Genomic DNA, 23,168 nt, shown 5'->3' on the forward strand with positions numbered 1-23,168 from the left:
CGATTCGGCTCGCTGTCGAGCGCGCTGTCGTAATGACGAAATATTGGCGGACTATCGTTTTCGCGCGTATTGGGCAAACGCGGGTTCAAGCGCATTTACCGCATTCATCAGATGTTCGGATTGGCGAAGCCGTAGCAGAGCGCTCCGAAAAGAAGGATTGTCACCGGCAAATCGACAAGCCTCATCAGCGCGATACGCTCGAGCATGTGCGCAGCTTCAATGCCCAATCATCTTGCCGAAGTCATTGTCGAGCCGCGCCAGCGAACTCGCGATATGCGCGCGATTGCTCTTGATCCACTTGTCCTGCTCGGCGATACGCGCATTCGCATCTTTCAGCATGCGCGTCATTTCCGAAGGCTGCGGGCCGCCCACGGTCGCGCGATCGTTCACGATCGCCACCGGGTCCAGCGTCGAGCGGAACTCGGCTTCGCTCATCGGAAAATCGCCGGCGTAGGGCGTGCCTTCGACCGTTTGCCTGTAGATGCGCTGCGCGTCGGCGTACGGAAAGTCGAGCGGCTTGATGTCCTTCTGCCGCGCATATTCCACCACGTTCGACGCAAAATGATGGCCGACCCGGAACGGCAGTTTGTACTTGCGCATGAGGACATCGGCCACTTCCTGCGATGCCGTCCAGTCGCTATTAAGCTCTTCGAGTGCGCGGTTCGGGTCGATGACGAGCGAGTTCAGCACCTCGTCGAAGCCCTTGAGCGCTGCAATGCCGCTTTCGACCATCTCGTTGTTGGCCTTCACGTCCTTCGGATCGCTCATGCCCGGCGGCAGGTTATGCGCTTGCATCACGACGCCTTCCGCCTGCGAGATTGCCGTCGATGCGTCCGAGCGCGTGCGAATCAAAAGCCCCGGGTTACGCTTTTGCGGCATGGCGCTCGATACGTACGTATTGGCGCCGCCTTCCTGCAAGAGAATCCAAGGGCGCGACTCGGCGTATTGCGTCATCACGTCCTGAATGAAGGCGCCGGTATGCAGCGCCACGCTCGTGACGACCGCACCAGCCTCCACGGGTTCATCGACGGAAGAAATCTGCGACGCGTCGTACGCGTTGTCGACGAGCGCATTGAAGCCGAGATACTGCGCCATGCGCTCGCGATCCAGCGGCCAACTCGTACCGTTCAGCACTGTCGTTCCCATCGACGAACGGTCCACGCGCTTGTATGTCTCGCGAATTCGCTGCGCATCGCGGTCGAGGCCGGCGGCGAAGCCTAGCAAGTAATGGCCATAGCTGTTGGGCTGCGCGGCCACGCCGTTCGTGTAGTTCGGCACGACCACGCTCTTGTATTTGTCGGAGAGGCGCACGATGGTGGCGGTCGTGGTGTTGAGCTGATCGGCGAGATTGAGCAGGTCGTCGCGCAGGATCGCGGAACGGTAAGTCGCGTGCATGTCCTGACTGGAGCGTCCGGCGTGCAGTAGCGTGATGTCTTCGCCCGCTGCCTTGATCAGAAGCGGCTCGAAGGTAATGACGGTTCGCGGTCGCTTCGCGCCAGGCTGGTCGCCATCGGCGATGACCTTGGCGACGCCAGCGGCCAGGCGCGGCGCCATCGATTTGTCGAGCAAGCCTTCGCTCGTGTTGATGACGACGGTCGCCTTGTTGATCTCGCCGAGCCAGAAGAATTCATCGTGAGGTGGAACCTGCTGCGCAAACGCCGGCAACACGGCAAACATGGCAAACACGACAGCAGCAAGCGATGCGCGTCCAAGCAATCTCATGGTAGGAATTCGCGGATTGGGAAGTCGCGATTATAGGAGCGCAACCGCTTTGTTTGCTGGGCGCCCGGCTTGGACGGATTGTTCTGCCTTCCCCGAGCGCCCAATTCACGCGTCACGCCAATCCGTCAGTCAACTGCATCGACTTCGCCAGCGCGAGCGCCGTGTCGCCGTCGATAACGAGCCCCTTGACGATGCCACTGCGCAACAACGCAATCGTCGCGCGTACTTTTTCCAGACCGCCCGTCAAAAGCACGACATTGCGACCGCGTAATTCGTCCGTGGCGATGGCGACCGTCCGTTCGCTGAGCGGATGCTTGATCTCGCGGCCGTCGATATCGAACAGCTTGCCGAGCGAATCGCAGACGGCGCCGCTCTCCTGGATATTGCGCAGCTCGTCCGCCGTCATGATGTCCTGTGTCCGCAGCACCGACGTTTCCTCGAGTTCGCCCACGCTGATGAGATAGAGATCGGCGTTCTGCGCGAGATGCATTGCGTCCTGCACGATGCGCTGCTCGAAAAAGACCTTCCGGTCCGCCACCGAATTGGCGATGAACGGAACGGGCAAAAAATGCACCTCGCCGCCGGTGCGCGCCGCGAAGAACTGCACGACTTCGAACGGGTTCGATGTCGAGTTCCGCTTGAGCGACCCGAGCAGCGAGACGAATCGCGCCTGCGGATTGCGCACGCCCGCAAGCTGCGTCGCCACTTGTTCTATCGTGCGTCCCCAGCTCACGCCCACGGTAATGGGCCCGTCCAGCAGCTTGCCCTTCAGAAAGCTCGCGCCCGCCGCGCCGACCGCGCGCCGGCTGATGGCCGCGCGAATGCGATCCGCTTTGGGATCGGCGGGCCCGTCGGCGAATCCCAAGGTCGGCGTGGCAATGCAGAAGTCGAGGCCGAAGCAACGCGCAATGGCCTGTTCGACTTCGATATCGCGCGCGGATTCGTGGTTGATCGTCACGTTGATGAGCCCGCGATCGCGCGCCTCGGACAGCAGGCGATTCACGCGGCTGCGATGCAGACCGAGCCGCGAGGCCGTCTGCTCCTGATTCAAACCACCGACGTAATACAGCCACGCAGCGCGGACGATCAGCGCGTCGTCGGACTCGTGGGCAAGGTTCAGCTCCAGCATTTAGGTGTTTCCCCTCTGTTTATGCACACCATCTTGACAAAGCCCACCCCGAAAATCAAACTCATCACAAATGTCGCGCATGACGACAAATGTGCAAAACGATGGCTGGAGACACGGAGACAGCATGAGCCACGTAATCGGCGTCGATGGTGGAACGGAAAGCATTCGTGCACGCGTGTTCGATTTGACCGGCTCCTGTCTTGGATCGGCCGCGCAGCCGTACGCCACGCAGTTTTCGGCGGGCGCGCGCGCCGAGCAGAATCCGGAAGACTGGTGGAATGCCATGGGCACGGCGGTTCGGCAGGCCGTGAAGGAAGCGGGTATCGCGCCCGCCGACATCGATGCCATGGCGCTTGCCACCACGAGTTGCAGCGTCGTCGCGCTCGACGCGCAAGGCGCGGCGCTGCGTCCGGCCATCATCTGGATGGATGTACGCGCCGAAGCCGAAGCCGCCGACGTGCTCGCCACCGGCGATCCGGCGCTCGTCGTCAACGGCGCGGGCGAAGGTCCGGTATCGGCGGAATGGATGATCCCGAAAGCATTGTGGATCGCGCGTCACGAGCCCGAGATATACGAGCGTGCGGCGACCATCTGCGAGTATCAGGACTTCATGAACTTGCGGCTCACGGGCCGGCGTTGCGCGAGCCTCGATAACGCGTCGATCCGCTGGCATTACTCGACCGAGCGCGGAGGTTACGCGAAGAGTCTGCTCGCGGCGCTGAAGCTCGATTCGCTGCTCGACAAGTGGCCCGACGCCGTTATTGCGCCAGGCGAAGTGGTCGGCACGTTGAGCGCGCGTGCCGCCGAACATTTGCAGTTGCCGCAGGGCGTCAAGGTCGTGCAAGGCGGCGCGGATGCGCTCATCGGCATGATCGGAATCGGTGTTGCGAAGCCGGGACAAGTGGCGCTCATCACCGGGTCGTCGCATCTGATGTTCGGCGTCTCCGACCGCTCGGCCGCCGCCAAGGGCCTATGGGGCACGTATGCCGATGCCGTCTATCCCGGCCGGCACATCATCGAAGGCGGACAGACATCGACGGGCTCCATCGTCAACTGGTTGCGGCGGCTCGCGGGCGGCAATCTCGATCTCAAGGCGCTCAACGACGAAGCCCGCGAGATCGCGCCGGGCTGCGACGGTCTGCTCGCGCTAGATCATTTTCAGGGCAACCGCACACCTCATGTCGATGCGCTCTCGCGCGGCGCCTTCGTCGGACTGACGCTCGCGCACGGCATGCCGCATCTGTTTCGCGCGACCATCGAAGGCATCTGCTTCGGCTCGCGCCTGATCTTCGAGCGCATGGCGCAGGCGGGCTTTCCCGCGAGTGAAATCACCATCGGCGGTGGCGTGGTCGCGTCCGACCTGTGGCTGCAACTCCATGCCGATATCGCGGGCTTGCCGGTGAGCGTGCCCAAGGCGAGCGAAGCGCCGTCGCTCGGCGCGGCCATTCTTGCCGCGACGGGCGTCGGCCATTTCGGCTCTATCGACGAAGGTATTTCGGCCATGGTGAAACCGGGCCGCCGCATTGAACCGAGAGCAGCGGAAGCCGCCCGCTACGACGAGATTTACGAACGGTATCAGAAGCTTTATCCGGCCCTGCGCGGCTTTAGCGAGCGACCTTCCGCGTAAGCGAGGCCGGCCGAAGCCCGCACGCCGAGATACCGGTCCGCGCATTCATCGAGAACCCTCCAATCAGAGTCGAAACCATGCTTTCGCAATCCAAGCCTCCATTGCTAGACCTTTATCGCACGATGCGCCGCATCAGAACCTTCGAGGAACATGTCGCCGAGCTGTATGCGCGCGAGCTGTCGGCGGGGTCGATGCTGCATCTGTCCATCGGCGAAGAGGGCGCGGCGGCGGGTGTCGTCGGCGCGTTGCAGCCGCAGGACAGCTTCACGACGCACCATCGCGGCCACGGCATCTTTCTCGCGCGCGGCGCCGAGCCCAACCGGATGATGGCGGAAATCGGCGGCAAGGCTTCCGGGTACTGCCGTGGAAAGGGCGGCTCGATGCATATCGCCGACATGGCGTTGGGTCACCTCGGCGCGAATGCGATAGTCGGCGGCGGCATCTCGCTTGTGGTCGGTGCGGGCCTGAGCTACAAGCTCCTGAAGAAAGACGCGATATCGGTGGCGTTCTTCGGCGATGGCGCCATGCAGCAAGGCATTCTCTACGAGAGCATGAACATGGCGGCGCTGTGGGACCTGCCGGTGCTTTTCGTGTGCATCAACAATCAATATGGCATGGGCACGCGTATCGACAAGGCGACACGCTCCACCGCCTTCGACAAGCGCGCCGAGGCGTTCGGCCTGCGCACCGGCATGGTGGATGGCGAGGATGTCGAAGCCGTGCTCGACGTGGCGGAAGACCTGGTCTCGGGCGCGCGCGCTGGCAAGCCCGGCTTCATGGCGATCTCGTGCTTCCGCTTCTTCGGTCATGGCCGCATGGACAAGAGTCCGTACCGCACGCCCGATGAAGAAGAAGTGGGACGCAAGCGCGACCCGATCGTCCGTGCGCGCGGCACGCTGATCGAGCGCCACGCGGTGACCGCCGCCGAGATCGACGCACTCGATGCCGAGATCAGCCGCGAGATGAGCGACGCGATCGACTTCACCGCGAACTCCGCCGCGCCCGCGCTCGACACCATGTTCGAGGATGTCTACGGCGTCGGCGAGCCGCAACCGGAATCCGTTCGCTCGCGTCTGGAACGCGTGCTGGCAAGGAGCTGATATGTCCAGTCTGACCAGAATCACTTACCGCGACGCGCTGCGCCAGGCGTTGCGCGACGCCATGCAGGCCGATGACACCGTCGTCGTGATTGGCGAGGAAGTCGGCGTGTACGGCGGCGCGTATGGCGTCACGAAAGACCTCATCAAGGAATTCGGCGCCGCGCGTCTGATCGATACGCCGATCAGCGAGCCCGCCATCGTCGGCGCGGCGGTCGGCGCGGCGATGACCGGCCTGCGACCGGTCGCGGAACTGATGTACGTGGACTTTCTCGGCATGACGATGGATCAGGTCGGCAATCAGGCCGCGAAAATCCGCTATATGTTTGGCGGACAGATCGGCGTGCCGATGGTCTTGCGCACGCAAGGCGGCACGGGCCGGTCGGCGGGCGCGCAGCATTCGCAGAGTCTCGAAGCGCTCGCCATGCACACGCCCGGCTTGCGCCTTGCCATGCCCGCCACGGCTTCCGATGCCTACCATCTGTTGCGTCATAGCCTGACCTTGCCGGACCCCGTCGTGTTCATCGAGCACAAGGCGCTCTATGCACGCAAGGAAGACGCGGACCTGACCACGCCCATCGCGCCCTGGGGCAAGGCAGCGGTGAGGCGCAACGGCAAGGACGTCACGCTCGTCACCTATTCGCGCATGGTGTATGTCGCGCTCGAAGCCGCCGAGGCGCTGGCGCGCAATGGCGTCGATGTCGAAGTGATCGACTTGCGCACGCTCAATCCGCTCGATATGGAAACCGTGGTGGCGTCGGTGAATCGCACGGGGCGCGCGGTCGTCGTCACCGAGTCGGCTTCGACGTGCGGCGTCGCCTCCGAGATCGCGGCGCGCATCTCGGAGGAGTGCTTCGACTTCCTCGAGGATCCGGTGCTCAGGCTCGCGGGCGAAGACGTGCCGATCTCGGTGTCGCCCGCGCTCGAAAGCGCGAGTATTCCGACGGCGCAACTCATCGTCGACATGATCTCGAACATGGTGCCGGCATGAGCAAGTCCCTGTTGCTGCCGCGCCTGGGCGAAACGATGGAGCAGGGGCGCGTGGTCGAGTGGTTCAAGAAGCCGGGCGAGTCTTTCACGCGCGGCGAGACGCTCGTCGAAATCGAAACGGACAAGACGGTCGTGGAGATGCCCGCGCTCGCCGATGGCATGTTGCGCAAGATCGTCGCCGAAGTGGGCGAGGACGTCGATGTCGGCGGCATGCTCGGCGAATACGACGTGATCGGCGAAGAGAGCAGCGCCGTGCCCGAGGAGGCCGCCGCCGCCGCGCCTGCCGTTGCCGCTGCTCCTGCGCCTGAAATGCGTTCGCAGGCAGCGAGCACCCGCCAGGACGTCACGACCGGCTTGCGCGCCACGCCTGCCGCACGACGCGTGGCGCGGCAAGGCGGTATCGCGCTCGACGACATCGCCGGAACGGGACGACGCGGGCGCATAGAACGCCACGATGTCGAAACGCGCGTGAACGGCACGGGTTACGTCGGCGATGCAAATCAGGCGCGCGAAGTCTCGGCAGAAGGCGTGCTCTATCGCAATCTGCCGCGCGGTCGCGTGGCGTATCGCGAATGGCGCGCGCCGAACGCGAGCGGCGCCCCGCTCGTGCTGCTGCACGGTTTCTCCGGCGACGCGCAAGTATGGTCCGCGCTCGCAAGCCAGTTGCAGCGGCGTGGCAAGCACGTCATCGCACCGGACTTGCCTTCGCACGGCGCCACCGATTTCGACAGCGCCGACGTGGATGGCATGGCTGCCGCGATCGTCGCGCTGATCGAGGATCTAGGGCTCGGCGGCATCGAACTCGCCGGGCATTCGCTGGGTGCGGCGGTCGCCACGAAAGTCGCAACGGCGCTCAAGTCGAAAGTGCGGCGCCTGACCTTGATCGCGCCCGCCGGATTCGGCACGGAGATCGACGACGACTTCATCGACGGCATGGCGCACGTGCAAAAAGGTGGCGGGCTAATGCATCTGCTGCGCCGCTCGGCGCTCAATCCGCCGCTTCTGTCCGCGCAACAACTCGATCAGATGGCGGGCGCCATCAGCAAGCGCGGCGCGCTGGCGGCGCTCGCGGGCAATCTCGTCAGCAGCGGGCGTCAGCAGATCGATATCCGCTCCGAACTGTCCGCGCTCGACGCGCCTTCCCGCGTGATCTGGGGGCTCGACGATCAGATCATCCCATGGCAGCACGCGAGCCGCGCAGGGCCGGACATTCCCGTGCACTTCATCCCCCAGGCGGGTCACATGCCGCATTGGGATCAACCGCAGAAGGTGGCGGCGCTCTTCATATAACACGCAGTCGAATAGAACAGGAGACAAACATGGAAGACAGCAACAGCCAGGAACCGGAGTTCTCGCGCCGCCGTCTGCTCGGCATGGCGGCCGCCGTCGGCGGTACGCAGTTCGCCCAGATGCTGTTCGGGGCGACGAGCGCCCAGGCGCAAACGCCGGCATCGTCGCCGCAAGGCGGCAAGCCGCTGAAGATCGCGGTGGTGGCGCAGCAGATGTCCGCGCAATCCGACCAGCGCTCGTGGAACGGCCTGCAGCAGTGGCTCAAGAAGTCGGGTCTCGACAAGACCTGGCAGATCAAGCAGACCGATGCAAAGGGCGATCCGGGTCAGCTCGTGAGCCAGATCGAGGATGCGATCACCGCGAAGTCCGATGCCATTCTCGTGCTGTACGGCACGTTGACCGCGGCGAAGAGCGCGCTCGATCACCTCACGGCATCGAAGATTCCGTTCTTCAGTCTGGACTCGGGATGGCAGGCGCCCGCCATTGCGGACATCACCAGCAACAACTACGCAATGAGCGCGCAGACCTCGCAGTTCATGATCGATACGTTATTGGCCCAGGGCAAGACCAAGGCCAACATGTGCGCGATCATCGCGAACTTTCACCACGGTACGCGCAAGCGCGGCAAGGTGATGAAGACGGCCCTCACGGAAAACGAATGGATTTCGCTCAAGAACGAACGCGTGATCCAGTATTCCGGTTTCTACGAGGCGACGCAGAACACCGTCAACGACTGGCTCACGACCTACGGCAAGGATCTCGACGTGATCTGGTGCCCGTGGGACGAACCGGCCATGGCGGCGGCAGAAGTCGTCATGTCGCGCGGCATGCAGGACAAGATCATGGTGATCGGCCACGACGGGCATCCGACGGCACTCGACCGCATGCGCAAGCCGAACTATCCGTTGATCTGCACGACGGCGCAGGCCTTCGAAGTCTGGGGCGCCTACACCGGCTGGCTCATCAACGAGATCGTGGCGAAGGGTGGCGACGCGAAGAAGCTCGTGCCGGTTCCAACCGTTGAATTCCCCGCGCCTCTCTTGGTGCGCGGTGTGAATATTCCCGGGCCGAACGAGCCGACCTATAACGCGAAAGATCTCTACTACATCTATCGCGACCGCGCCGTGGCCGGCATGTGATGGGCGGCGGGCCGGCCGCGCGTATCCACGCCGGCCCGCCGTGTCAGGAGACAGACACATGAATGACAATCTGGCGAAGGGAACCCCTCGCCTGAGCGCCCGTGGCGTGGAAAAGAGCTTCCACGGCAACCCGGCGCTGCGCGGCGTCGATCTCGACTTGTGGGGCGGCGAAATGCTCGCGCTCGTCGGCGCGAACGGCGCGGGCAAATCCACGCTGGTCAAGATCATTTGCGGCGCGCAGCAAGCCGATGCAGGCACGCTCTCTATCGACGGCAAGCCGGTCTCGATGAAGAGCGTCGGCGACGCGCTCGCCTCGGGCATCGCGGTGGCGCATCAGCAGATCGCGGTCATCTCGACGCTGACCGCCGCCGAGAACATCATGCTCGGACGCGAACCGTTGAGCGGCGGCCTGATCCGCTCGCGCGCCTTGCGAGTCGAAGCGAGCCGCTTTGCGCAGCGCTTTGGCATCGATATCGATCTCGACCGGGAATGCGGCGATCTCACGCTCGGCGAGAACAAGATTCTCGACATCTTGAAGGCGCTGGTGAGCGAGCCCGCCATTCTGATTCTCGATGAACCGACCGCCTCGCTCACACTCAACGAAAGCCGCAAGCTCTTCAGCTTTCTGCGCGATCTCAAGTCGCACGGCTTGTCGATTCTTTTCATCTCGCATCACCTGAACGAGATTTTCGAGCAGTGCGATCGCGTGGCCGTGCTCAAGGACGGCGCAAAGGTGCACGATGGCCTCGTCGCCGAAACGACGCTGCAGGAAGTGGTGCATCTGATGGTCGGACGCAGGATCGAGGATCAGAACTGGTCGTCTTCCGCGTCTCGCGACACCGTCACGACGCGCATTCAAGACGCGCGCATCGGCAATCTCGATGTGCCCGATCTCGTCGTGCATGCGGGCGAGATCGTCGGCATTGCAGGCGTGATGGGCGGCGGGCAGACCGGCGTGCTGGAAGCGCTCGCGGGATCGATGAGCGCGAAGGTCACGGGCGAATGCATCGTCAATGGCAAACGCGGATTGCCGCGCGATGTCGCCGATGCAATCGGCCGTGGCGTGTACCTGGTCGCCGATGAGCGCTTGCGCAAGGCGCTCTTTCCGGGATTGACCGTCGAAGAGAATCTGATGAGCGGCACGCTCGAACAAACGAGCCGCGGCGGCTTCATGCAGCACACGCTCATGCGCGGGCTCGCACACGACACCGTGAAGCAACTGGGCATCAAGTGCAGCGGCATCGGGCAGGACGTGCTTCAGCTATCCGGCGGCAATCAGCAGAAGGTCGCGTTCGGCCGCTGGCTGATTCGCATGGGCCGAAGTCACGCGGCGAAGCATCCGCTGCTGCTGCTCGACAATCCGACCGAAGGCGTGGATGTCGGCAGCAAGGCGGAAATCTATGCGCTGATTCACGAACTGGTCAAGGCGGGCGCGAGCGTGCTGATTGCGAGCGCCGAGTTCGAGGAAATGCTCAAGCTATGCGACCGCATTTACTGCATCGCCGATGGCGTGGTGGGCGAATGTCTCGACCGCACCGAATTTTCCGAAGCAAGACTCTTGCTCGAGGTGAACTGAAATGAAAGGACAGACCTTGGCCGCCAAAAGATCCGAAGACCCCGCCGCTCACGCGCCACGCAGCTTCGACTTCAGTCATCTCGCGAGCCGCTGGGGCACGGTCGCGGCGGCGGTGATCATTTTCATCGCGTTCGCGCTCGGCACCGACCGCTTCGTGTCGATCGACAACATCAGCAATGTGCTCGTGCAGATCTCCGTGCTGATGGTCATCTCGTCGGGGCTGACCGTGGCAGTGGCGAGCGGCGAATTCGACTTGTCTATCGGTCAGGCGGCGAGTCTCGCGGGCGTACTCGTCGCCGGCATGCTCGTGCTGGCGCACTTGCCAGTGCCGCTTGCCATCGCAGTGGCAATCGTTTCGGGCGTCGTGATCGGGCTCGTCAACGGCCTGCTCGTGACCATGTTGCGCATTCCCTCGCTGATCGCGACGCTCGCGATGGGACCCATCGCACTCGGTGTCAATTACGCGTACACCGGCGGCGATTCGATCTATGCGCAGATGCCCGACAGCTTCTACGCCATTGCCAAGGGCACGGTGTTCGGCGTGATCCCGATGCCTATCGTCATTGCGCTCGTTACCGTGTTCGTCTTTTACGTGCTGCTCAATCGAACGCGGCTCGGGCGCAGCGTCATCGCGACGGGCGCGAACATTCAGGCGGCGCGTCTGTCGGGCATCAAGGTGAACCGCGCGCGTGTCACGGCGCTCGTGCTGTCGGCGGCGGGCGCGGCGCTCGGCGGCGTGATGCTGACCGCGCGACTCGGCACGGGTCAATCCGGTGCGGGCGATGCTTACCTCATGGACAGCCTCACCGCCGTGTTCCTCGGCATGACCGCATTCAAGCCGGGGCGCGCGACCATTCAGGGCACGCTGGTCGGCGTCGTCATCATCGGCATGCTGGATAACGGCCTGAATCTGATCGGCGCGCCGTTCTATTTGCAGAACATCGTGCGCGGCATCGTGATGATCGCGGCTGTCGGGCTGGCGGTCTTACGCGGCGAGATTCGCTTCTTCCGCTAATCGCCTCACGTGCACGAATACCTCACGAAACAAGGAGTCGGACACCATCATGAGCAAAGCATCGAATGGACGGGTGGCGCTGGTGACGGGCGCGAGCAGGGGCATTGGCCGGGCGCTGGCGTTGGGACTAGCCGACGATGGCTTCGATGTCGTCGTCAACGATATCGAACGGCAGCGCGATGCGCTCGAAGGCGTGGCAAAAGAGATTCGCGGCAAATCGCGGCGCGCGTTCGCGCTCTATGCCGATGTCAGCGACAAGCAGCAGGTAACGGACATGATCGCGGCGGCCATCGCTCAGGCGGGTCAGGTCGACGCCGTCGTCAATAACGCGGGCATTCTGATCGCACGGTCGGTGGATGAACTCGCCGAGCACGAATGGGACGCGGTGCTCGATGTCAACGCGAAAGGCACGTTCCTCGTGACGCAAGCCTTGTTGCCGCACATGAAGGCGCGCGGGTACGGACGCATCGTGAATATCGCGTCGATTGGCGGCAAGCATGGCGCGCCGCTGCAAGCGCACTACTCGGCATCGAAGGCGGCGGTCATGGGCTTCACGCGCGTGCTCGCGCAGGAGATCGGCCCGTTCGGCATCACGGCCAACGCGGTGTGTCCGGGCATTATCGTGACGGACATGGGGCGCACGAATCTCGAGGACCCTGCAATCGCGAAGCAGTGGGTCGACAAGACCGCGCTCGCGCGGCTCGGACAACCCGAAGACGTGGCCGGGCCGGTGTGCTTCTTTGCCTCCGATGCCTCCGCTTTCGTGACCGGACAATCGCTCAACGTGTGCGGCGGGATCGTGCTGAGTTGACTCGTTTCTCAAGGCAGATTCCATGTATCTCGACAAACTCACACTCGATGGCAAGCGCGCGGTCGTAACGGGCGCGGCGCGCGGCATCGGCCAGGCGACAGCCGAAGCGCTGGCCGAAGCAGGCGCCGAAGTCGTGCTCACCGATCTCGATCCCGCCGCGCTCGCTGCCGCCGTCGATGCTTTGAACACGAAGGGCTTCGCGGCTCACGGCGTGCCCTTCGACGTGACCGATCCGGCCGCGCCGCAGCGCATTCAAGATGACATTGCCGCGCGTATCGGCGCGATCGACATTCTCGTCAACAACGCGGGCATCGCCATCTCAAACGAGCCGGCGGAGACGATGTCGGATGAGGTGTGGAACAAGGTCCTCGACGTGAATCTGAATGGCTTGTTTCGCTGTTGCCGCGCGTTCGGTAGATCGATGCTCGAACGCGGCAGCGGGGCAATCGTGAACGTCGGTTCGATGGCGGGGTTCATCGCGACGCGACCGCAGGAGCAGGCGAACTACAACGCGTCGAAGGCGGCGGTGCATCATCTGACGCGCTCGCTCGCGGTGGAATGGGCATCGCGCGGTGTGCGGGTCAACGCGGTTGCGCCGACGTATATCGATACCGATCTCGTCAGGAAGGTATCGATGGACCCGAACTTGCGACAGTATTGGGTAGGCGGCACACCGATGGGCCGCCTCGGACGCGTGGACGAAATCGCGTCCGTCATTTTGTTCCTTGCCAGCGACGCCGCAAGTTTGATGACTGGGTCCATCGTCGTGGCGGACGGCGGTTATCTTTGCTGGTGAGATGCGGTCGCTGTCTTCAGGTAACGCTCTGGCGCATCAAGCCTTGGCAATGCGCGCGGCGTGGATTTTCAAGGTCAATCCTGCGCCGCGAACTGCATCATGCGCTGCCTCAAGTCTTCCGGCAGCGCGACCGAAGCCTGATCGTCGAACGAAAACAGCACGACGGTCTGCTCGATTTTCGCGCGCAACTCATCTTCGACAGCAGCTTCAAGACTGAGTTTGATCGAACTTCTGCCTAGATCGCGGACCTTCAGGGAGCAACGAAGCGTCTGTCCATGCCTGCTCGGCGCGACGAAATCCGCCTGAATATGCACCGTGGGAATGCCGAGTCTTTGCGTGCCGATGAAATGTGCGTAATCCACGCCCAGTCCGTCATTGAACCAGTCTTCGAGCACCTCATGGAACAGGACGAAGTATTGCGGATAGAACACGATGCCGGCAGGATCGCAGTGCTGAAACCGCACGAGCTTGTCGCAATGAAAGGTCCTGTCTGTCGTCATGTCGCGGCTCCGGTCGAAAGTAGATGTCGGCGACATCATCACATGAGAGAAAAACTGGAGCTATCCTTGGCAATGCGGATGGCTTCATCGAACGATGCAGCCGTCGCCACGTGCCGATGGTTCACACTCACGAGCTAGCCCTCCGAGGCAAGGCACCAGCGAATCTTTCCGCTGTCCATCAGCGCCGAAAACCAGCGCCACAGGGAAGCGTCGTCCGCATTGGCGCAGGCGGCGGCCAGCGCGCGCGTCTCGCGAAGTTGCTGAACGTCGAACATCGACGTCGCTTTCTTGGTCATGGTCGTGCTAGCGGTTGGCATGAGAGAGCACCTCGTCGATCACAAGCTGGTTGCCGAGCGAATTCTCGAGCGTAAATGAAAGCGGTTCGCCCGGCCGAAGCACCGCCGCGCCGAAGTTTTCGACCATCGACTGATACTGATCGACATCGCCGAACTCGATAGTCTCCGCTTTGCCCGTTCCATCCAGACGGATATGAACCTTCGCGTCGCCGTATACGCCGGGGTTGAACGGCGCATCGAGCGAGAGCCAGCCTTTCGATCCATGAAAGATCATATGCTGGCGGCGCGCGAGTTGAGTGCCGCAGTAAAAGTGTAGATCGAAGCCAGCAAACGTGAGGTCGCAGACCGCGAGCTTGTCGGTGCCATAACGCGGATCGATGGTGATGTCCGCGCCGATCGCAAGCGGCTCGAGACCAGTCACCATGCGCGTGGTGACGACCGGATAGACGCCGATATCACGCACACCGCCGCCGCCCAATGCGAGATCGTTTTTGAGTGCATGGGGATCGTCGTTGAAATACGTGAAGGAGCCTTCCACGAGCCGCAGTTCACCAAGTGTCCCGCGCGCGATGCACTCCTGCACGAACGCCCATTGCGGATGGTGCGCCACCATGAACGCCTCGCCACAGACGAGACCCGTCGAATCGCGCAGCGCGATCAACTCCCGAACTTGCGAAGCCGTCATGGCGATGGGCTTTTCGCACAGCACATGCTTGCCGGCGAGAAGCGCTTTTTTGCACCATTCGAAGTGACTCGCCGTTGGCAGCGGAATGTAGATGGCATCGACCTGATCGCTGGCGAGAACTTCGTCGTAACTTGCATATGCGTGTGCGATGTCGTGTCGTGCAGCGAAAGCGGCCGCGCGCTCGCGATCGCGTGCCGCCACGCACACCACGCGGCCATTGGACGACCGCTGAATGGCGGGCACCATGAACTTGTCGGCGATTTTCGCGGCGCCGAGCACGCCCCAACGAACTGTCTCTTGCATGATGATTGTCCTTCGCAGTCAGCACACTGTTTGCAGGCGATCCGCGCAGATGCGCAGCACTTCGTCCGGATCGCGCCGCCACCAGTTTTCTTTCGAGAAGATCTCGACTTCGACGAGTCCGTCATATCCGGCTTGCTCGACGTCACTGCGCACAGCCGCCAGGTCGATGCCGCCATCGCCCATCATGCCGCGATCGAGCAACAGATCGCGTGTCTCGCGCAACCAGTCGCATACATGAAACGCGAGCAGGCGATCGTCTTGTCCCGCCCGCCCGATCGATGCCTGAAGCGCCGGGTCCCACCAACAATGATAGACATCGACGGCAACGCCGAGAAAGCCGCCATGTCCGGGATCGACCTGCGCGCAGATGTCGAGCGCCTGCGCGAGCGTGTTGAGCACGGCGCGATCCGCCGCGTACATCGGATGAAGCGGTTCGAGCGCGAGCGGCACGCCGCACTCGCGCGCCGTATCCAGCAATTCGGCGATGCCTTCGATCACCTGCGCGCGTGCGCCATTCAGATCGCGACTGCCCTCGGGCAAACCACCGACGACCATCACGAAGCAGCGTGCGCCGAGTGTCGCGGCATCGCGCAGGGCTGCCTTGTTCGATTCGATGTTCGCCTTGAATTGCGCGCGATTCGCCGCCGGCACATATGTCGAACGGCAATAGCCCGTGACGCTCAACCCGAGCGCCCTGATCTGCCGCGCGATGTCGGCGACGTTCGCGTTCTCCACCTCGTGACGCCACGGCGCGATGCCGCCAAATCCCGCTGCGGCGATGCGGTCGATCGTGACGCTCAACGCCTCGCGATGGCCAAGCGTCGCGGTGTTGATCGAGCACAGATCGAGTCTTCCCTGCAGGTTTCTCATGTTGATCCCGTGTGATGTCGAAGGCGATCCGCCGCGATTACTCTGCGCAACCGAGCGCTGCCATGACCTTCCGCACTCGGCCGATGGCGTCGTCGGGATTGCGCAGCAGGCCGGCCTGATCGGCAAGACGAAAGACCTCGGCGAGATAGGCGGGCGGACGCATGCCGTGATGGCCGCCAAGCATGAAGAAGTGGTCCTGAAAGCCGTTCAGATACGCGAGGAATACGACGCCGGTCTTGTAATACTGCGTCGGCGCACGAAAGATATGGCGCGACAGCGGCACGGTCGGCGCGAGCAGCGTGTGGAATGTATAAAGGTCGTCGTTGGCGAGCGCGGCGAGCGCCTGCGAAGCGGCTGGGGCAATCGCATCGAAGATGCCGAGCAGCGCATGCGAGAAGCCTCGTTCATCGCCCGCAATCAGACTTGGATAATTGAAGTCGTCGCCGGTGTACATCTTCACCTTGGGCGGCAACTGACGCCGGAAGGAAATTTCCTTGGCGTCGTCGAGCAGGGAAATCTTGATGCCATCGACATGATCGACGCTGTCGCCGATCACATCGAGGCACACTTGCGCCGCGCGCTCATACGACGATTCGCCCCAGTAGCCGGCGAGTTCCGGATCGAACATCTCGCCGAGCCAGTGCAGAATCACGGGCTCGTTACACATGGCGAGCACTTCGCGATAGACGCGCCGATAGTCGTCGGTCGAGCGCGCGACTCGCGCGAGCGCGCGGCTTGCCATGAGGATGACGCGTCCGCCGACGCGCTGCACGGCTTCGAGTTGCTCGGCGTAGGCGCGAATGACCTGATCGCAGTTGGTGATCGAACCGGGCGAGACGTGATCGGTGCCGCAGCCCGATGCGATCGACGCGCCGGGAATATCGCGCGTGCCTTCCATGGTACGCGTGATGAGTTCGAGGGCGCTGTTCCACGTCAGACCCATGCCGCGTTGCGCGGTGTCCATTGCTTCGGCAATGCCGAGACCTTGCTTGATGAGATAGCGCCGATAGTCGAGCGTGCGTTCCCAGTCGATGGCGGGTGGCGCGTTCAGTTCACCCGCGCGCAGCGGATCGGCCACGACATGCGCCGCCGAATACGCGATGCGATTGAACGGCCGCGTGAGCGTACGCACATCGAGCGGTGTGCCTTGCAGACGGTAGCTTTCTATCGTGCCGAGCGAGGTCGGCAGCTTGAGCGTTGAGTTCATATGCGGTTCAGTATTTGTTGACGAGTAAGCCGCCATCGACACGGATGGCCTGTCCGACGCTGTACGGCAAGCCGCCGGTCGCGAGCGAGCGCACGGCCGTCGCCACTTCCCGCGGCGTGCCCCAGCGTTTGATGGCGGTGAGCCCTTGCTCCATTTGCGCGTCGTAGCGCGCGCGGGAAGGCGCTGTCATCTCGGTCTCGATCAGGCCGGGCTGCACTTCGTAGACGGCGATTCCGTGTTCGGCCAGGCGCAGGGAAAACAACGTCGTGGCCATCGACGATCCCGCCTTCGACACGCAATATTCGCCGCGCAAGGGAGACGCCGCGACGGCATTCGACGAGGTGATCGTGATGACGCTCGGATGCGCCGCCATGCTCTTGCGTATGCGAGACAGAAAGTGCCGCGCAAAAGCCTGCGTGAGAAAGAACGTGCCGCGTGTGTTGATGGCCATGCACCGGTCGAAGCTCTCGGGCGTTACATCGAGCAGATCGCCGCGCGACATGACCGACACGCCCGCGTTGTTCACGAGGCAATCTATAGGAGCGTCGAGCCGCGTTTCGATATCGTTCAGCGTGGCGTGATGCGAGGCGATATCCGCCAGATCGGATACGACGGCAATGGCACGCGCGCCGGTTTCTTCGACATCGGCGACGGCTCGATCGAGTTCGTCGGAAGCCACGGCGTCGGTCAGCGCGATATCGAAGCCCGCGCGGCCCAGTTCGACGGCAATCGCATGGCCGATGCCGCGCCGGCTGCCCGTGACGAGCGCAACAGGACGCGCGCTCATAACGATGCTCCGTTCGCAATCAGATCGCGCGCAATGATCGTGCGCTGAATCTGGTTCGTGCCTTCGTAGATCTGCGTGATCTTCGCGTCGCGATAAAGCCGCTCCACTTCGTAGCCGCGAATGTAGCCGCTGCCGCCGAATATCTGCACGGCGTTGGCGCTGTGCTTGACGGCCGTGTCGCCCGCGAAGCACTTGGCCATCGAGCAGGCGATGCTCGCGCGCTCGCCGGATTCGAGGCGCGCGGCGGCATCGTGCACGAGCAGGCGCGCGGCCTGAATGTCCTTCGCCATGTCGGCGAGCATCCACTGAATGCCCTGGAATTCGGCGATATGCGTGCCGAACTGCTTGCGTGTCTGCGCGTATTCGAGCGCCGCTTCGAGACCCGCCTGCGCAATGCCGACCGCGAGCGCGGCGATGCCCACGCGACCCTTGTCGAGCGCGCTCATCATCATGTGAAAGCCGCGTCCTTCTTGTCCGAGGAGCGCGTCTTCGGCAAGCTTCACGCGGTCGAAATGAAGCTCGCCCACCTGCGATGCGCGCTGTCCCATCTTGTGTTCCTTCGGCCCCTTCGATACGCCCGCCAAGTGGCAATCGACGATAAAGATGCTCATGCCGCGCTTGCCCGCAGCCGGGTCGGTACGCGCGAGCACGAAGGCGAGGTCGGCGACGGGCGCGTTATGAATCCACAGTTTCGCGCCGCTGAGTTCCCAGCCGTCGGCGGTGCGCGTGGCCGTGGTGCGGATGCCGGAAACGTCCGTTCCCGCGTCGGATTCGGTAATGCAGTAGGCCGGACGCAACTCGGCGCGCAGCAAAGACTCCAGGTACTTCGCACGTTGCGCGTCGCTGCCATGCGCGCTCAACAACGTGCCGACGAGTTCGAGCAGGCCGCATTGATCCGCCACCGACGCATAGCCGCGCGACAACTCTTCCATCACGAGCGCGTAAGCCGTGACATCCATTCCCGCGCCGCCGAACTGCTCCGGCACGGTGATGCCGAAGAGTCCCAGTTCGCCCATCTGCTTGTAGATCTCCGCTGGAAAACGCTCTTCGCGATCCAGTTCCTCGGCCAGCGGCCGGATGACTTCCTGCGCAAACCGCCGCGTCGTGTCGCGAATTTGCTCGTGCGTTTCCGAGAGTCTCATGTTGTCTCCATGCCTATCGTCAGATCAGATATTTGCGGCAGGACTTGCGTCGAAGGTTTACCCGCAGCCAGTCGAAATACCGCTTGAATTCAGAGGTTTCGTGTGCCAACATTCGCAGCAAGTAACCATCTGGTGGGTTATTTAAGACCAACGAATGGCCGCTGTCAATGGCTTTTGCGGCTGCTTCCCAAAGGAGCTTTCAGTGAACAAGTGGACGGATGCTGCCGCTGCGGTCGGGCAGATTTTCGATGGCGCGACCATCGCACTCGCGGGTTCCGGCGGCGGGCTGCTCGAAGCCGACGCCGTGCTTGCCCAACTCGAAAAGCGCTTTCTCGAGACGGGACATCCGCGCGATCTGACCATCGTCCACGCGCTCGGCATCGGTGACGCAAAGGGCAGCGGCCTCGGCCGATTTGCGCATGAGGGCATGGTCAAACGCGTGATCGGCGGACACTGGAGCTGGGCGCCCGCCATGCAGAAGCTCGCTCGCGACAACGCCTTCGAGGCCTACAGCTTTCCCGCCGGCGCCATCAGCACGTTGCTGCGCGAGATTGGCGCGGGGCGGCCCGGACTCGTCACGCATGTGGGACTGCGCACCTTCGTCGATCCGCGTATCGATGGCGGGAAGATCAACAAGCTCGCAAGCGAAGACCTCGTCGAGCTGATCGAACTCGATGGCCGCGAATACCTGCGCTACAAGCCGTTCAAGGTGGACTTCGCCATCGTGCGCGGTTCATCGGCGGATGAGAGCGGCAATGTCACGCTGCGCCGCGAACCGGCCGACCTCGATGTCTACGCCGCCGCGCTCGCCGCGCATAACAGCGACGGCCGCGTGATCGTGCAGGTGAAGGAGCGCGCCCCGGAAGGCTACGTGCCGGCGCGGCTCGTGCGCATTCCGGGCATTCTCGTCGACACGCTCGTGGAGACACCGGAGCAAGTGCAATGCGTGGTGTCGGACTACGACGCGGCCTTGAGCGGTGAAGCGCTGTGTACCATCGGCGAAGGCTTCTACGAAGTGCCGACGGGCATTCGCCGCATCATCGCGGCACGCGCGGCGCTCGAACTGCACGAAGGACAATCGGCCAACTTCGGCTTCGGCATTCCGGGCGGCATTCCCGCGCTGCTCGCGGAGCAAGGGCGTCTCGGCACGTTCTGGGGATCGGTCGAGCAGGGCATTCACAACGGCGCGATGCTCGACGGCCCCATGTTCGGCACCGCGCGCAATGCGCACGCCATTCTGTCGAGTGTCGATCAATTCGATTTCTACAGCGGCGGCGGCGTCGATGTCTCCTTTCTCGGCATGGGCGAAATGGATGGCGCAGGCAACATCAACGTGTCGAAGCTCGGGTCGACGGTCGTCGGGCCGGGCGGCTTCATCGACATCACGCAAGGCGCACGCAAGATCGTGTTTTGCGGGAGTTTCGAGGCGAAAGGGCTGGATGTCGAACAGGCGGGAACGCGCTTGAAGATCGTGTCGCCGGGCAGCGTGCCGAAGCTCGTCGAACGCGTGCAGCACATCACGTTCAGCGGCGAGCAGGCATTGCGCAGCGCGCAGGAAGTGCTTTACGTGACCGAGCGGGCGGTGTTCCGGCTGGAAGCCGAAGGCGTGCGGCTGATCGAGGTTGCGGACGGCGTGGATATAGAGCGCGACGTGCTGGCGCGCATGGCGTTTCGTCCGCTCGTCGATGCAGCGTTGCTCGCGCGTATGTCGGCCGCGCAAGAGAAGGTGGCGTGACATGGCAATGCCGCTGCCCAAGATGCTCGCCGTGCCGTTTTCAAGGCCGCACGAGCCTCAGGATAGTGTCGATATTGAAGTCGAGACGGCTCTTGAGTGCAGCCTTGTCCATGAAGTCGATGTCGAAGATCACGCCGCTCGTGAAGCGATTCGTGAGGTAGTAATAGCCGATGGCAGCCATGGTGATATGCAGTTGCCGCGCATCGACGCCACTACGAAACACGCCCGCTTCGACGCCGCGATCGAGGATACGTTGCAGCATCGAAATGAAGCCCTGATGCAATTCCTTGAAGCGCTGCGACTTCTTGACGTGCCGCGCGCGATGCAGGTTCTCGCTGTTCACGAGCGTCATGAACTCGGGGTTCTTCAGGTAGTAGTTCCAGGTATGCGTGGTGAGCGCGACGATGGCTTCCTCGGGCGAGAGATGGTCGAGGTCGAGCTTGAGTTCGGCGGAGCGGATGTCGGCATACACGTCTTCGAGCACCGCGACGAACAACTCCTCCTTGCTGCCGAAGTAGTGATAGATCATCCGCTTGTTGGCCTTGGCGCGCGTGGCGATGGCTTCCACTCGTGCGCCCGCCATGCCGAGCTTGGCGAACTCTTTTTTCGCGGCATCGAGAATCCGGGCCTTCGTTACTTCGGGGTCCCGCTGTCTGGGTTGACGGGTGGCGACGGCTTCGGCGGACTTGGATGCGCTTCTCGGCGTAGCGGGGGTGAGGGTCATGTGCGTGGTCGAAGAATGAGCGGTCGGGATGCCGGAAGGCACTCGGTATGTCAGCGACTATAAACCAAAAATCGGCTTGTACGGAAGTAACCGGATGGTGCAGAATGGGTTCCGTTGACGTGAGGCAGTGACCTTGTTCTCACGCTTGCAGCGAATGCCGGGCGCACCGCGGAAATGTTGAATGGAGACGGATATGAGTGATTTGAGCGAACTCGCAGCCTCGCTGCATCTTCCCGACGAGCCGCTGCGCACGCCGATGTACATCGACGGAAAAAGTCATGCGGGCTCATCCGCCGAATGGGTGACGCGCAAGAGTCCGGGGCACGGCGTGGGCGTCACCGCGACGCTGCGTGCGTCATCCAGCGATCTCGATACAGCCGTCGCCGCTGCTCGACGCGCTTTCGACGATGGCCGCTGGTCGCGCTTATCCGGCGAGCAACGCGCAACGGTCCTTTTGAAAGCCGCGCGCCTGATTCGCGACAACGTCGAGGCGCTGGCGTATCTCGAAACGCTCGAAAGCGGCAAGCCTGTCGGCCAGTCGCGCGGCGAAATCACGGCGGCCGCGGGCATCTGGGAGTATGCGGCGGGCCTTGCACGCGTGGTCCATGGCGACTCGCACGACACGCTCGGGGCCGACATGTTCGGGCTGGTCATGCGTCAGCCGGTGGGAGTCGTCGGCATCATCACGCCGTGGAATTTTCCGTTCTTCATTCTTTCGGAGCGTCTGCCCTTCGCGCTGGCTGCGGGATGCACGGTGATCGTCAAGCCGTCCGAACTGACATCGACCACGACGCTCAAGCTCGCCGCGTTGCTCACCGAAGCGGGTCTGCCCGACGGCGTGGTCAACGTCGTGACCGGTCTCGGTCCGGTGGTCGGGCAGGCGCTTGCCGAACACATGGACGTCGACATGATCTCGTTCACCGGTTCGACGCAAGTGGGCCGTTCGGTCCTCGCGGCGGCGGGCGGCAACATGAAAAAGGTCGGGCTTGAGCTCGGCGGCAAGAATCCGCAGATCGTGTTCGCCGATGCCGATCTCGACGACGCCGCCGACGCCATCGCCTTCGGCATCGCGTTCAATGCAGGACAGTGCTGCGTGTCGGGCAGCCGGCTCGTGGTGCATCGCTCGGTCGAAGCGGAGCTCGTCGAACGTATCGGCGCGGTGCTTGCCAAGGTGCGCATGGGCGATCCGCTCGACGCGTCGAATCATGTCGGTGCAATCGTCGAGGCGCGGCAGTTCGACAAGATTCGCGGCTTTATCGATGCAGGCACGCACGACGGCGCGCAACTCGTTTGCGGCGGTAACGCCAGCAGCGATGGCGAGCGCTTCTTCATCCAGCCGACGGTGTTTCGCAACGTACAGCCGGGCAGTTCGCTCGCGCAGGACGAAATCTTCGGGCCGGTTCTTTCAGTGACGCCGTTCGACGGTTTCGAGGAGGCTATCCAACTCGCGAACGGCGTGCCGTACGGTCTCGCGGCGAGCATCTGGACGCGCGACCTGCAAGGCGCGTTCAAGAGTCTGCGCGATGTGCAAGCCGGACGCATCTGGGTCAATTGCACGATTACCGGCGGACCGGAAATGCCCATCGGCGGATTCAAGCAGTCGGGTATCGGCCGCGAGACGGGACGCTACGGCGTCGAGGAATACACGGAGATCAAGTCCGTGCATGTGCAGCTTGGCAATCGGCCGCGCTGGATCGCATAGCGCGAGTGGTTCACGAGAGCGGCCT

Annotated in this window: 21 protein-coding genes; 11 read left to right on the plus strand and 10 right to left on the minus strand. The window is 63.1% G+C overall.

The window, feature by feature from the left end; all coding sequences use genetic code 11:
• Positions 1 to 216: 216 nt before the first annotated feature.
• Both QCE79_RS15620 and QCE79_RS15625 read right to left on the minus strand, forming a co-directional pair.
• Positions 217 to 1,722 carry an argininosuccinate lyase gene (locus tag QCE79_RS15620; protein ID WP_309845728.1) on the minus strand — a complete coding sequence of 502 codons (1,506 nt, stop codon included), beginning with the start codon at positions 1,720 to 1,722 and terminating at the stop codon, positions 217 to 219.
• A gap of 112 nt (positions 1,723 to 1,834) precedes the next feature.
• Positions 1,835 to 2,851, minus strand: a complete 1,017-nt coding sequence (locus QCE79_RS15625; RefSeq protein WP_244830574.1) for a sugar-binding transcriptional regulator — start codon at positions 2,849 to 2,851, stop codon at positions 1,835 to 1,837.
• A 124-nt stretch (positions 2,852 to 2,975) separates the two neighbouring features.
• Here QCE79_RS15625 and QCE79_RS15630 point away from each other — a divergent pair, with 124 nt between their 5' ends.
• From QCE79_RS15630 to QCE79_RS15670, 9 genes are all read left to right on the plus strand, one after another.
• Positions 2,976 to 4,478, plus strand: a complete 1,503-nt coding sequence (locus QCE79_RS15630; RefSeq protein WP_250494653.1) for a ribulokinase — start codon at positions 2,976 to 2,978, stop codon at positions 4,476 to 4,478.
• A 77-nt stretch (positions 4,479 to 4,555) separates the two neighbouring features.
• Positions 4,556 to 5,578 (plus strand): thiamine pyrophosphate-dependent enzyme, encoded by a 1,023-nt coding sequence (locus QCE79_RS15635; protein ID WP_309845732.1) that lies wholly within the window; start codon positions 4,556 to 4,558, stop codon positions 5,576 to 5,578.
• Position 5,579: 1 nt separating this feature from the next.
• Positions 5,580 to 6,566 carry an alpha-ketoacid dehydrogenase subunit beta gene (locus QCE79_RS15640; RefSeq protein WP_250494654.1) on the plus strand — a complete coding sequence of 329 codons (987 nt, stop codon included), beginning with the start codon at positions 5,580 to 5,582 and terminating at the stop codon, positions 6,564 to 6,566.
• Positions 6,563 to 7,855 (plus strand): acetoin dehydrogenase dihydrolipoyllysine-residue acetyltransferase subunit, encoded by a 1,293-nt coding sequence (locus tag QCE79_RS15645; RefSeq protein ID WP_309845738.1) that lies wholly within the window; start codon positions 6,563 to 6,565, stop codon positions 7,853 to 7,855. Before QCE79_RS15640 ends, QCE79_RS15645 begins: the two co-directional genes overlap by 4 nt.
• Positions 7,856 to 7,884: 29 nt before the next feature.
• Entirely contained in the window at positions 7,885 to 8,994 is a 1,110-nt protein-coding gene (locus QCE79_RS15650; RefSeq protein WP_250469709.1) for a sugar ABC transporter substrate-binding protein, read from the plus strand.
• Between the two features lie 58 nt (positions 8,995 to 9,052).
• On the plus strand, positions 9,053 to 10,570 hold the full coding sequence (locus QCE79_RS15655) for a sugar ABC transporter ATP-binding protein (RefSeq protein WP_309845743.1): 1,518 nt from the start codon (positions 9,053 to 9,055) through the stop codon (positions 10,568 to 10,570).
• A 16-nt stretch (positions 10,571 to 10,586) separates the two neighbouring features.
• A complete protein-coding gene (locus tag QCE79_RS15660) occupies positions 10,587 to 11,585 on the plus strand; it encodes an ABC transporter permease (RefSeq protein ID WP_244830564.1) in 999 nt (332 codons plus the stop codon).
• Positions 11,586 to 11,634: 49 nt separating this feature from the next.
• Positions 11,635 to 12,396 carry an SDR family NAD(P)-dependent oxidoreductase gene (locus QCE79_RS15665; protein ID WP_244830562.1) on the plus strand — a complete coding sequence of 254 codons (762 nt, stop codon included), beginning with the start codon at positions 11,635 to 11,637 and terminating at the stop codon, positions 12,394 to 12,396.
• A 22-nt stretch (positions 12,397 to 12,418) separates the two neighbouring features.
• Positions 12,419 to 13,192 carry an SDR family oxidoreductase gene (locus QCE79_RS15670; RefSeq protein WP_309845748.1) on the plus strand — a complete coding sequence of 258 codons (774 nt, stop codon included), beginning with the start codon at positions 12,419 to 12,421 and terminating at the stop codon, positions 13,190 to 13,192.
• A 74-nt stretch (positions 13,193 to 13,266) separates the two neighbouring features.
• Here the strand turns inward: QCE79_RS15670 and QCE79_RS15675 are convergent, their stop codons facing one another.
• The 7 genes from QCE79_RS15675 to QCE79_RS15705 form a co-directional block, all read right to left on the minus strand.
• On the minus strand, positions 13,267 to 13,692 hold the full coding sequence (locus tag QCE79_RS15675; protein WP_250494659.1) for a thioesterase family protein: 426 nt from the start codon (positions 13,690 to 13,692) through the stop codon (positions 13,267 to 13,269).
• Positions 13,693 to 13,826: 134 nt separating this feature from the next.
• The gene (locus QCE79_RS15680) at positions 13,827 to 13,988 is read right to left on the minus strand and encodes a hypothetical protein (protein ID WP_309845751.1); all 162 of its coding nucleotides are present in this window, start codon (positions 13,986 to 13,988) and stop codon (positions 13,827 to 13,829) included.
• Positions 13,989 to 13,995: 7 nt separating this feature from the next.
• Entirely contained in the window at positions 13,996 to 14,976 is a 981-nt protein-coding gene (locus QCE79_RS15685) for a Gfo/Idh/MocA family oxidoreductase (protein ID WP_309845754.1), read from the minus strand.
• Between the two features lie 18 nt (positions 14,977 to 14,994).
• Positions 14,995 to 15,846 carry a sugar phosphate isomerase/epimerase family protein gene (locus tag QCE79_RS15690; protein WP_309845758.1) on the minus strand — a complete coding sequence of 284 codons (852 nt, stop codon included), beginning with the start codon at positions 15,844 to 15,846 and terminating at the stop codon, positions 14,995 to 14,997.
• A 37-nt stretch (positions 15,847 to 15,883) separates the two neighbouring features.
• Positions 15,884 to 17,053, minus strand: a complete 1,170-nt coding sequence (locus tag QCE79_RS15695) for a dihydrodipicolinate synthase family protein (protein ID WP_309845761.1) — start codon at positions 17,051 to 17,053, stop codon at positions 15,884 to 15,886.
• Positions 17,054 to 17,060: 7 nt separating this feature from the next.
• Positions 17,061 to 17,840, minus strand: coding sequence for a 3-ketoacyl-ACP reductase (locus tag QCE79_RS15700; RefSeq protein WP_244830551.1), 780 nt, complete (start codon positions 17,838 to 17,840; stop codon positions 17,061 to 17,063).
• Entirely contained in the window at positions 17,837 to 18,982 is a 1,146-nt protein-coding gene (locus tag QCE79_RS15705; protein ID WP_244830549.1) for an acyl-CoA dehydrogenase family protein, read from the minus strand. The genes QCE79_RS15700 and QCE79_RS15705 overlap by 4 nt, the downstream gene beginning before the upstream one ends.
• Before the next feature lie 202 nt (positions 18,983 to 19,184).
• On the opposite strand from QCE79_RS15705, the gene QCE79_RS15710 reads away from it, so the two are divergent.
• A complete protein-coding gene (locus QCE79_RS15710; RefSeq protein ID WP_404989367.1) occupies positions 19,185 to 20,717 on the plus strand; it encodes an acyl CoA:acetate/3-ketoacid CoA transferase in 1,533 nt (510 codons plus the stop codon).
• A gap of 40 nt (positions 20,718 to 20,757) precedes the next feature.
• On the opposite strand, the gene QCE79_RS15715 is transcribed toward QCE79_RS15710, so the two are convergent.
• The gene (locus tag QCE79_RS15715; RefSeq protein WP_250494666.1) at positions 20,758 to 21,441 is read right to left on the minus strand and encodes a TetR/AcrR family transcriptional regulator; all 684 of its coding nucleotides are present in this window, start codon (positions 21,439 to 21,441) and stop codon (positions 20,758 to 20,760) included.
• A gap of 193 nt (positions 21,442 to 21,634) precedes the next feature.
• Here QCE79_RS15715 and QCE79_RS15720 point away from each other — a divergent pair, with 193 nt between their 5' ends.
• On the plus strand, positions 21,635 to 23,143 hold the full coding sequence (locus QCE79_RS15720; RefSeq protein WP_309845767.1) for an aldehyde dehydrogenase family protein: 1,509 nt from the start codon (positions 21,635 to 21,637) through the stop codon (positions 23,141 to 23,143).
• Positions 23,144 to 23,168 lie beyond the last annotated feature (25 nt).

Origin of the sequence: Caballeronia sp. LZ003, from assembly GCF_031451465.1 — a bacterium.
GTDB lineage: Bacteria > Pseudomonadota > Gammaproteobacteria > Burkholderiales > Burkholderiaceae > Caballeronia.

Excerpts from the sequence above, each read along its gene's own strand:
- QCE79_RS15620 (WP_309845728.1), bottom strand. The coding sequence starts at position 1,722 with ATGAGATTGCTTGGACGCGCATCGCTTGCTGCTGTCGTGTTTGCCATG.
- QCE79_RS15625 (WP_244830574.1), bottom strand. The coding sequence starts at position 2,851 with ATGCTGGAGCTGAACCTTGCCCACGAGTCCGACGACGCGCTGATCGTC.
- QCE79_RS15630 (WP_250494653.1), top strand. The coding sequence starts at position 2,976 with ATGAGCCACGTAATCGGCGTCGATGGTGGAACGGAAAGCATTCGTGCA.
- QCE79_RS15635 (WP_309845732.1), top strand. The coding sequence starts at position 4,556 with ATGCTTTCGCAATCCAAGCCTCCATTGCTAGACCTTTATCGCACGATG.
- QCE79_RS15640 (WP_250494654.1), top strand. The coding sequence starts at position 5,580 with ATGTCCAGTCTGACCAGAATCACTTACCGCGACGCGCTGCGCCAGGCG.
- QCE79_RS15645 (WP_309845738.1), top strand. The coding sequence starts at position 6,563 with ATGAGCAAGTCCCTGTTGCTGCCGCGCCTGGGCGAAACGATGGAGCAG.
- QCE79_RS15650 (WP_250469709.1), top strand. The coding sequence starts at position 7,885 with ATGGAAGACAGCAACAGCCAGGAACCGGAGTTCTCGCGCCGCCGTCTG.
- QCE79_RS15655 (WP_309845743.1), top strand. The coding sequence starts at position 9,053 with ATGAATGACAATCTGGCGAAGGGAACCCCTCGCCTGAGCGCCCGTGGC.
- QCE79_RS15665 (WP_244830562.1), top strand. The coding sequence starts at position 11,635 with ATGAGCAAAGCATCGAATGGACGGGTGGCGCTGGTGACGGGCGCGAGC.
- QCE79_RS15670 (WP_309845748.1), top strand. The coding sequence starts at position 12,419 with ATGTATCTCGACAAACTCACACTCGATGGCAAGCGCGCGGTCGTAACG.
- QCE79_RS15675 (WP_250494659.1), bottom strand. The coding sequence starts at position 13,692 with ATGACGACAGACAGGACCTTTCATTGCGACAAGCTCGTGCGGTTTCAG.
- QCE79_RS15680 (WP_309845751.1), bottom strand. The coding sequence starts at position 13,988 with ATGACCAAGAAAGCGACGTCGATGTTCGACGTTCAGCAACTTCGCGAG.
- QCE79_RS15685 (WP_309845754.1), bottom strand. The coding sequence starts at position 14,976 with ATGCAAGAGACAGTTCGTTGGGGCGTGCTCGGCGCCGCGAAAATCGCC.
- QCE79_RS15690 (WP_309845758.1), bottom strand. The coding sequence starts at position 15,846 with ATGAGAAACCTGCAGGGAAGACTCGATCTGTGCTCGATCAACACCGCG.
- QCE79_RS15695 (WP_309845761.1), bottom strand. The coding sequence starts at position 17,053 with ATGAACTCAACGCTCAAGCTGCCGACCTCGCTCGGCACGATAGAAAGC.
- QCE79_RS15700 (WP_244830551.1), bottom strand. The coding sequence starts at position 17,840 with ATGAGCGCGCGTCCTGTTGCGCTCGTCACGGGCAGCCGGCGCGGCATC.
- QCE79_RS15705 (WP_244830549.1), bottom strand. The coding sequence starts at position 18,982 with ATGAGACTCTCGGAAACGCACGAGCAAATTCGCGACACGACGCGGCGG.
- QCE79_RS15715 (WP_250494666.1), bottom strand. The coding sequence starts at position 21,441 with ATGACCCTCACCCCCGCTACGCCGAGAAGCGCATCCAAGTCCGCCGAA.
- QCE79_RS15720 (WP_309845767.1), top strand. The coding sequence starts at position 21,635 with ATGAGTGATTTGAGCGAACTCGCAGCCTCGCTGCATCTTCCCGACGAG.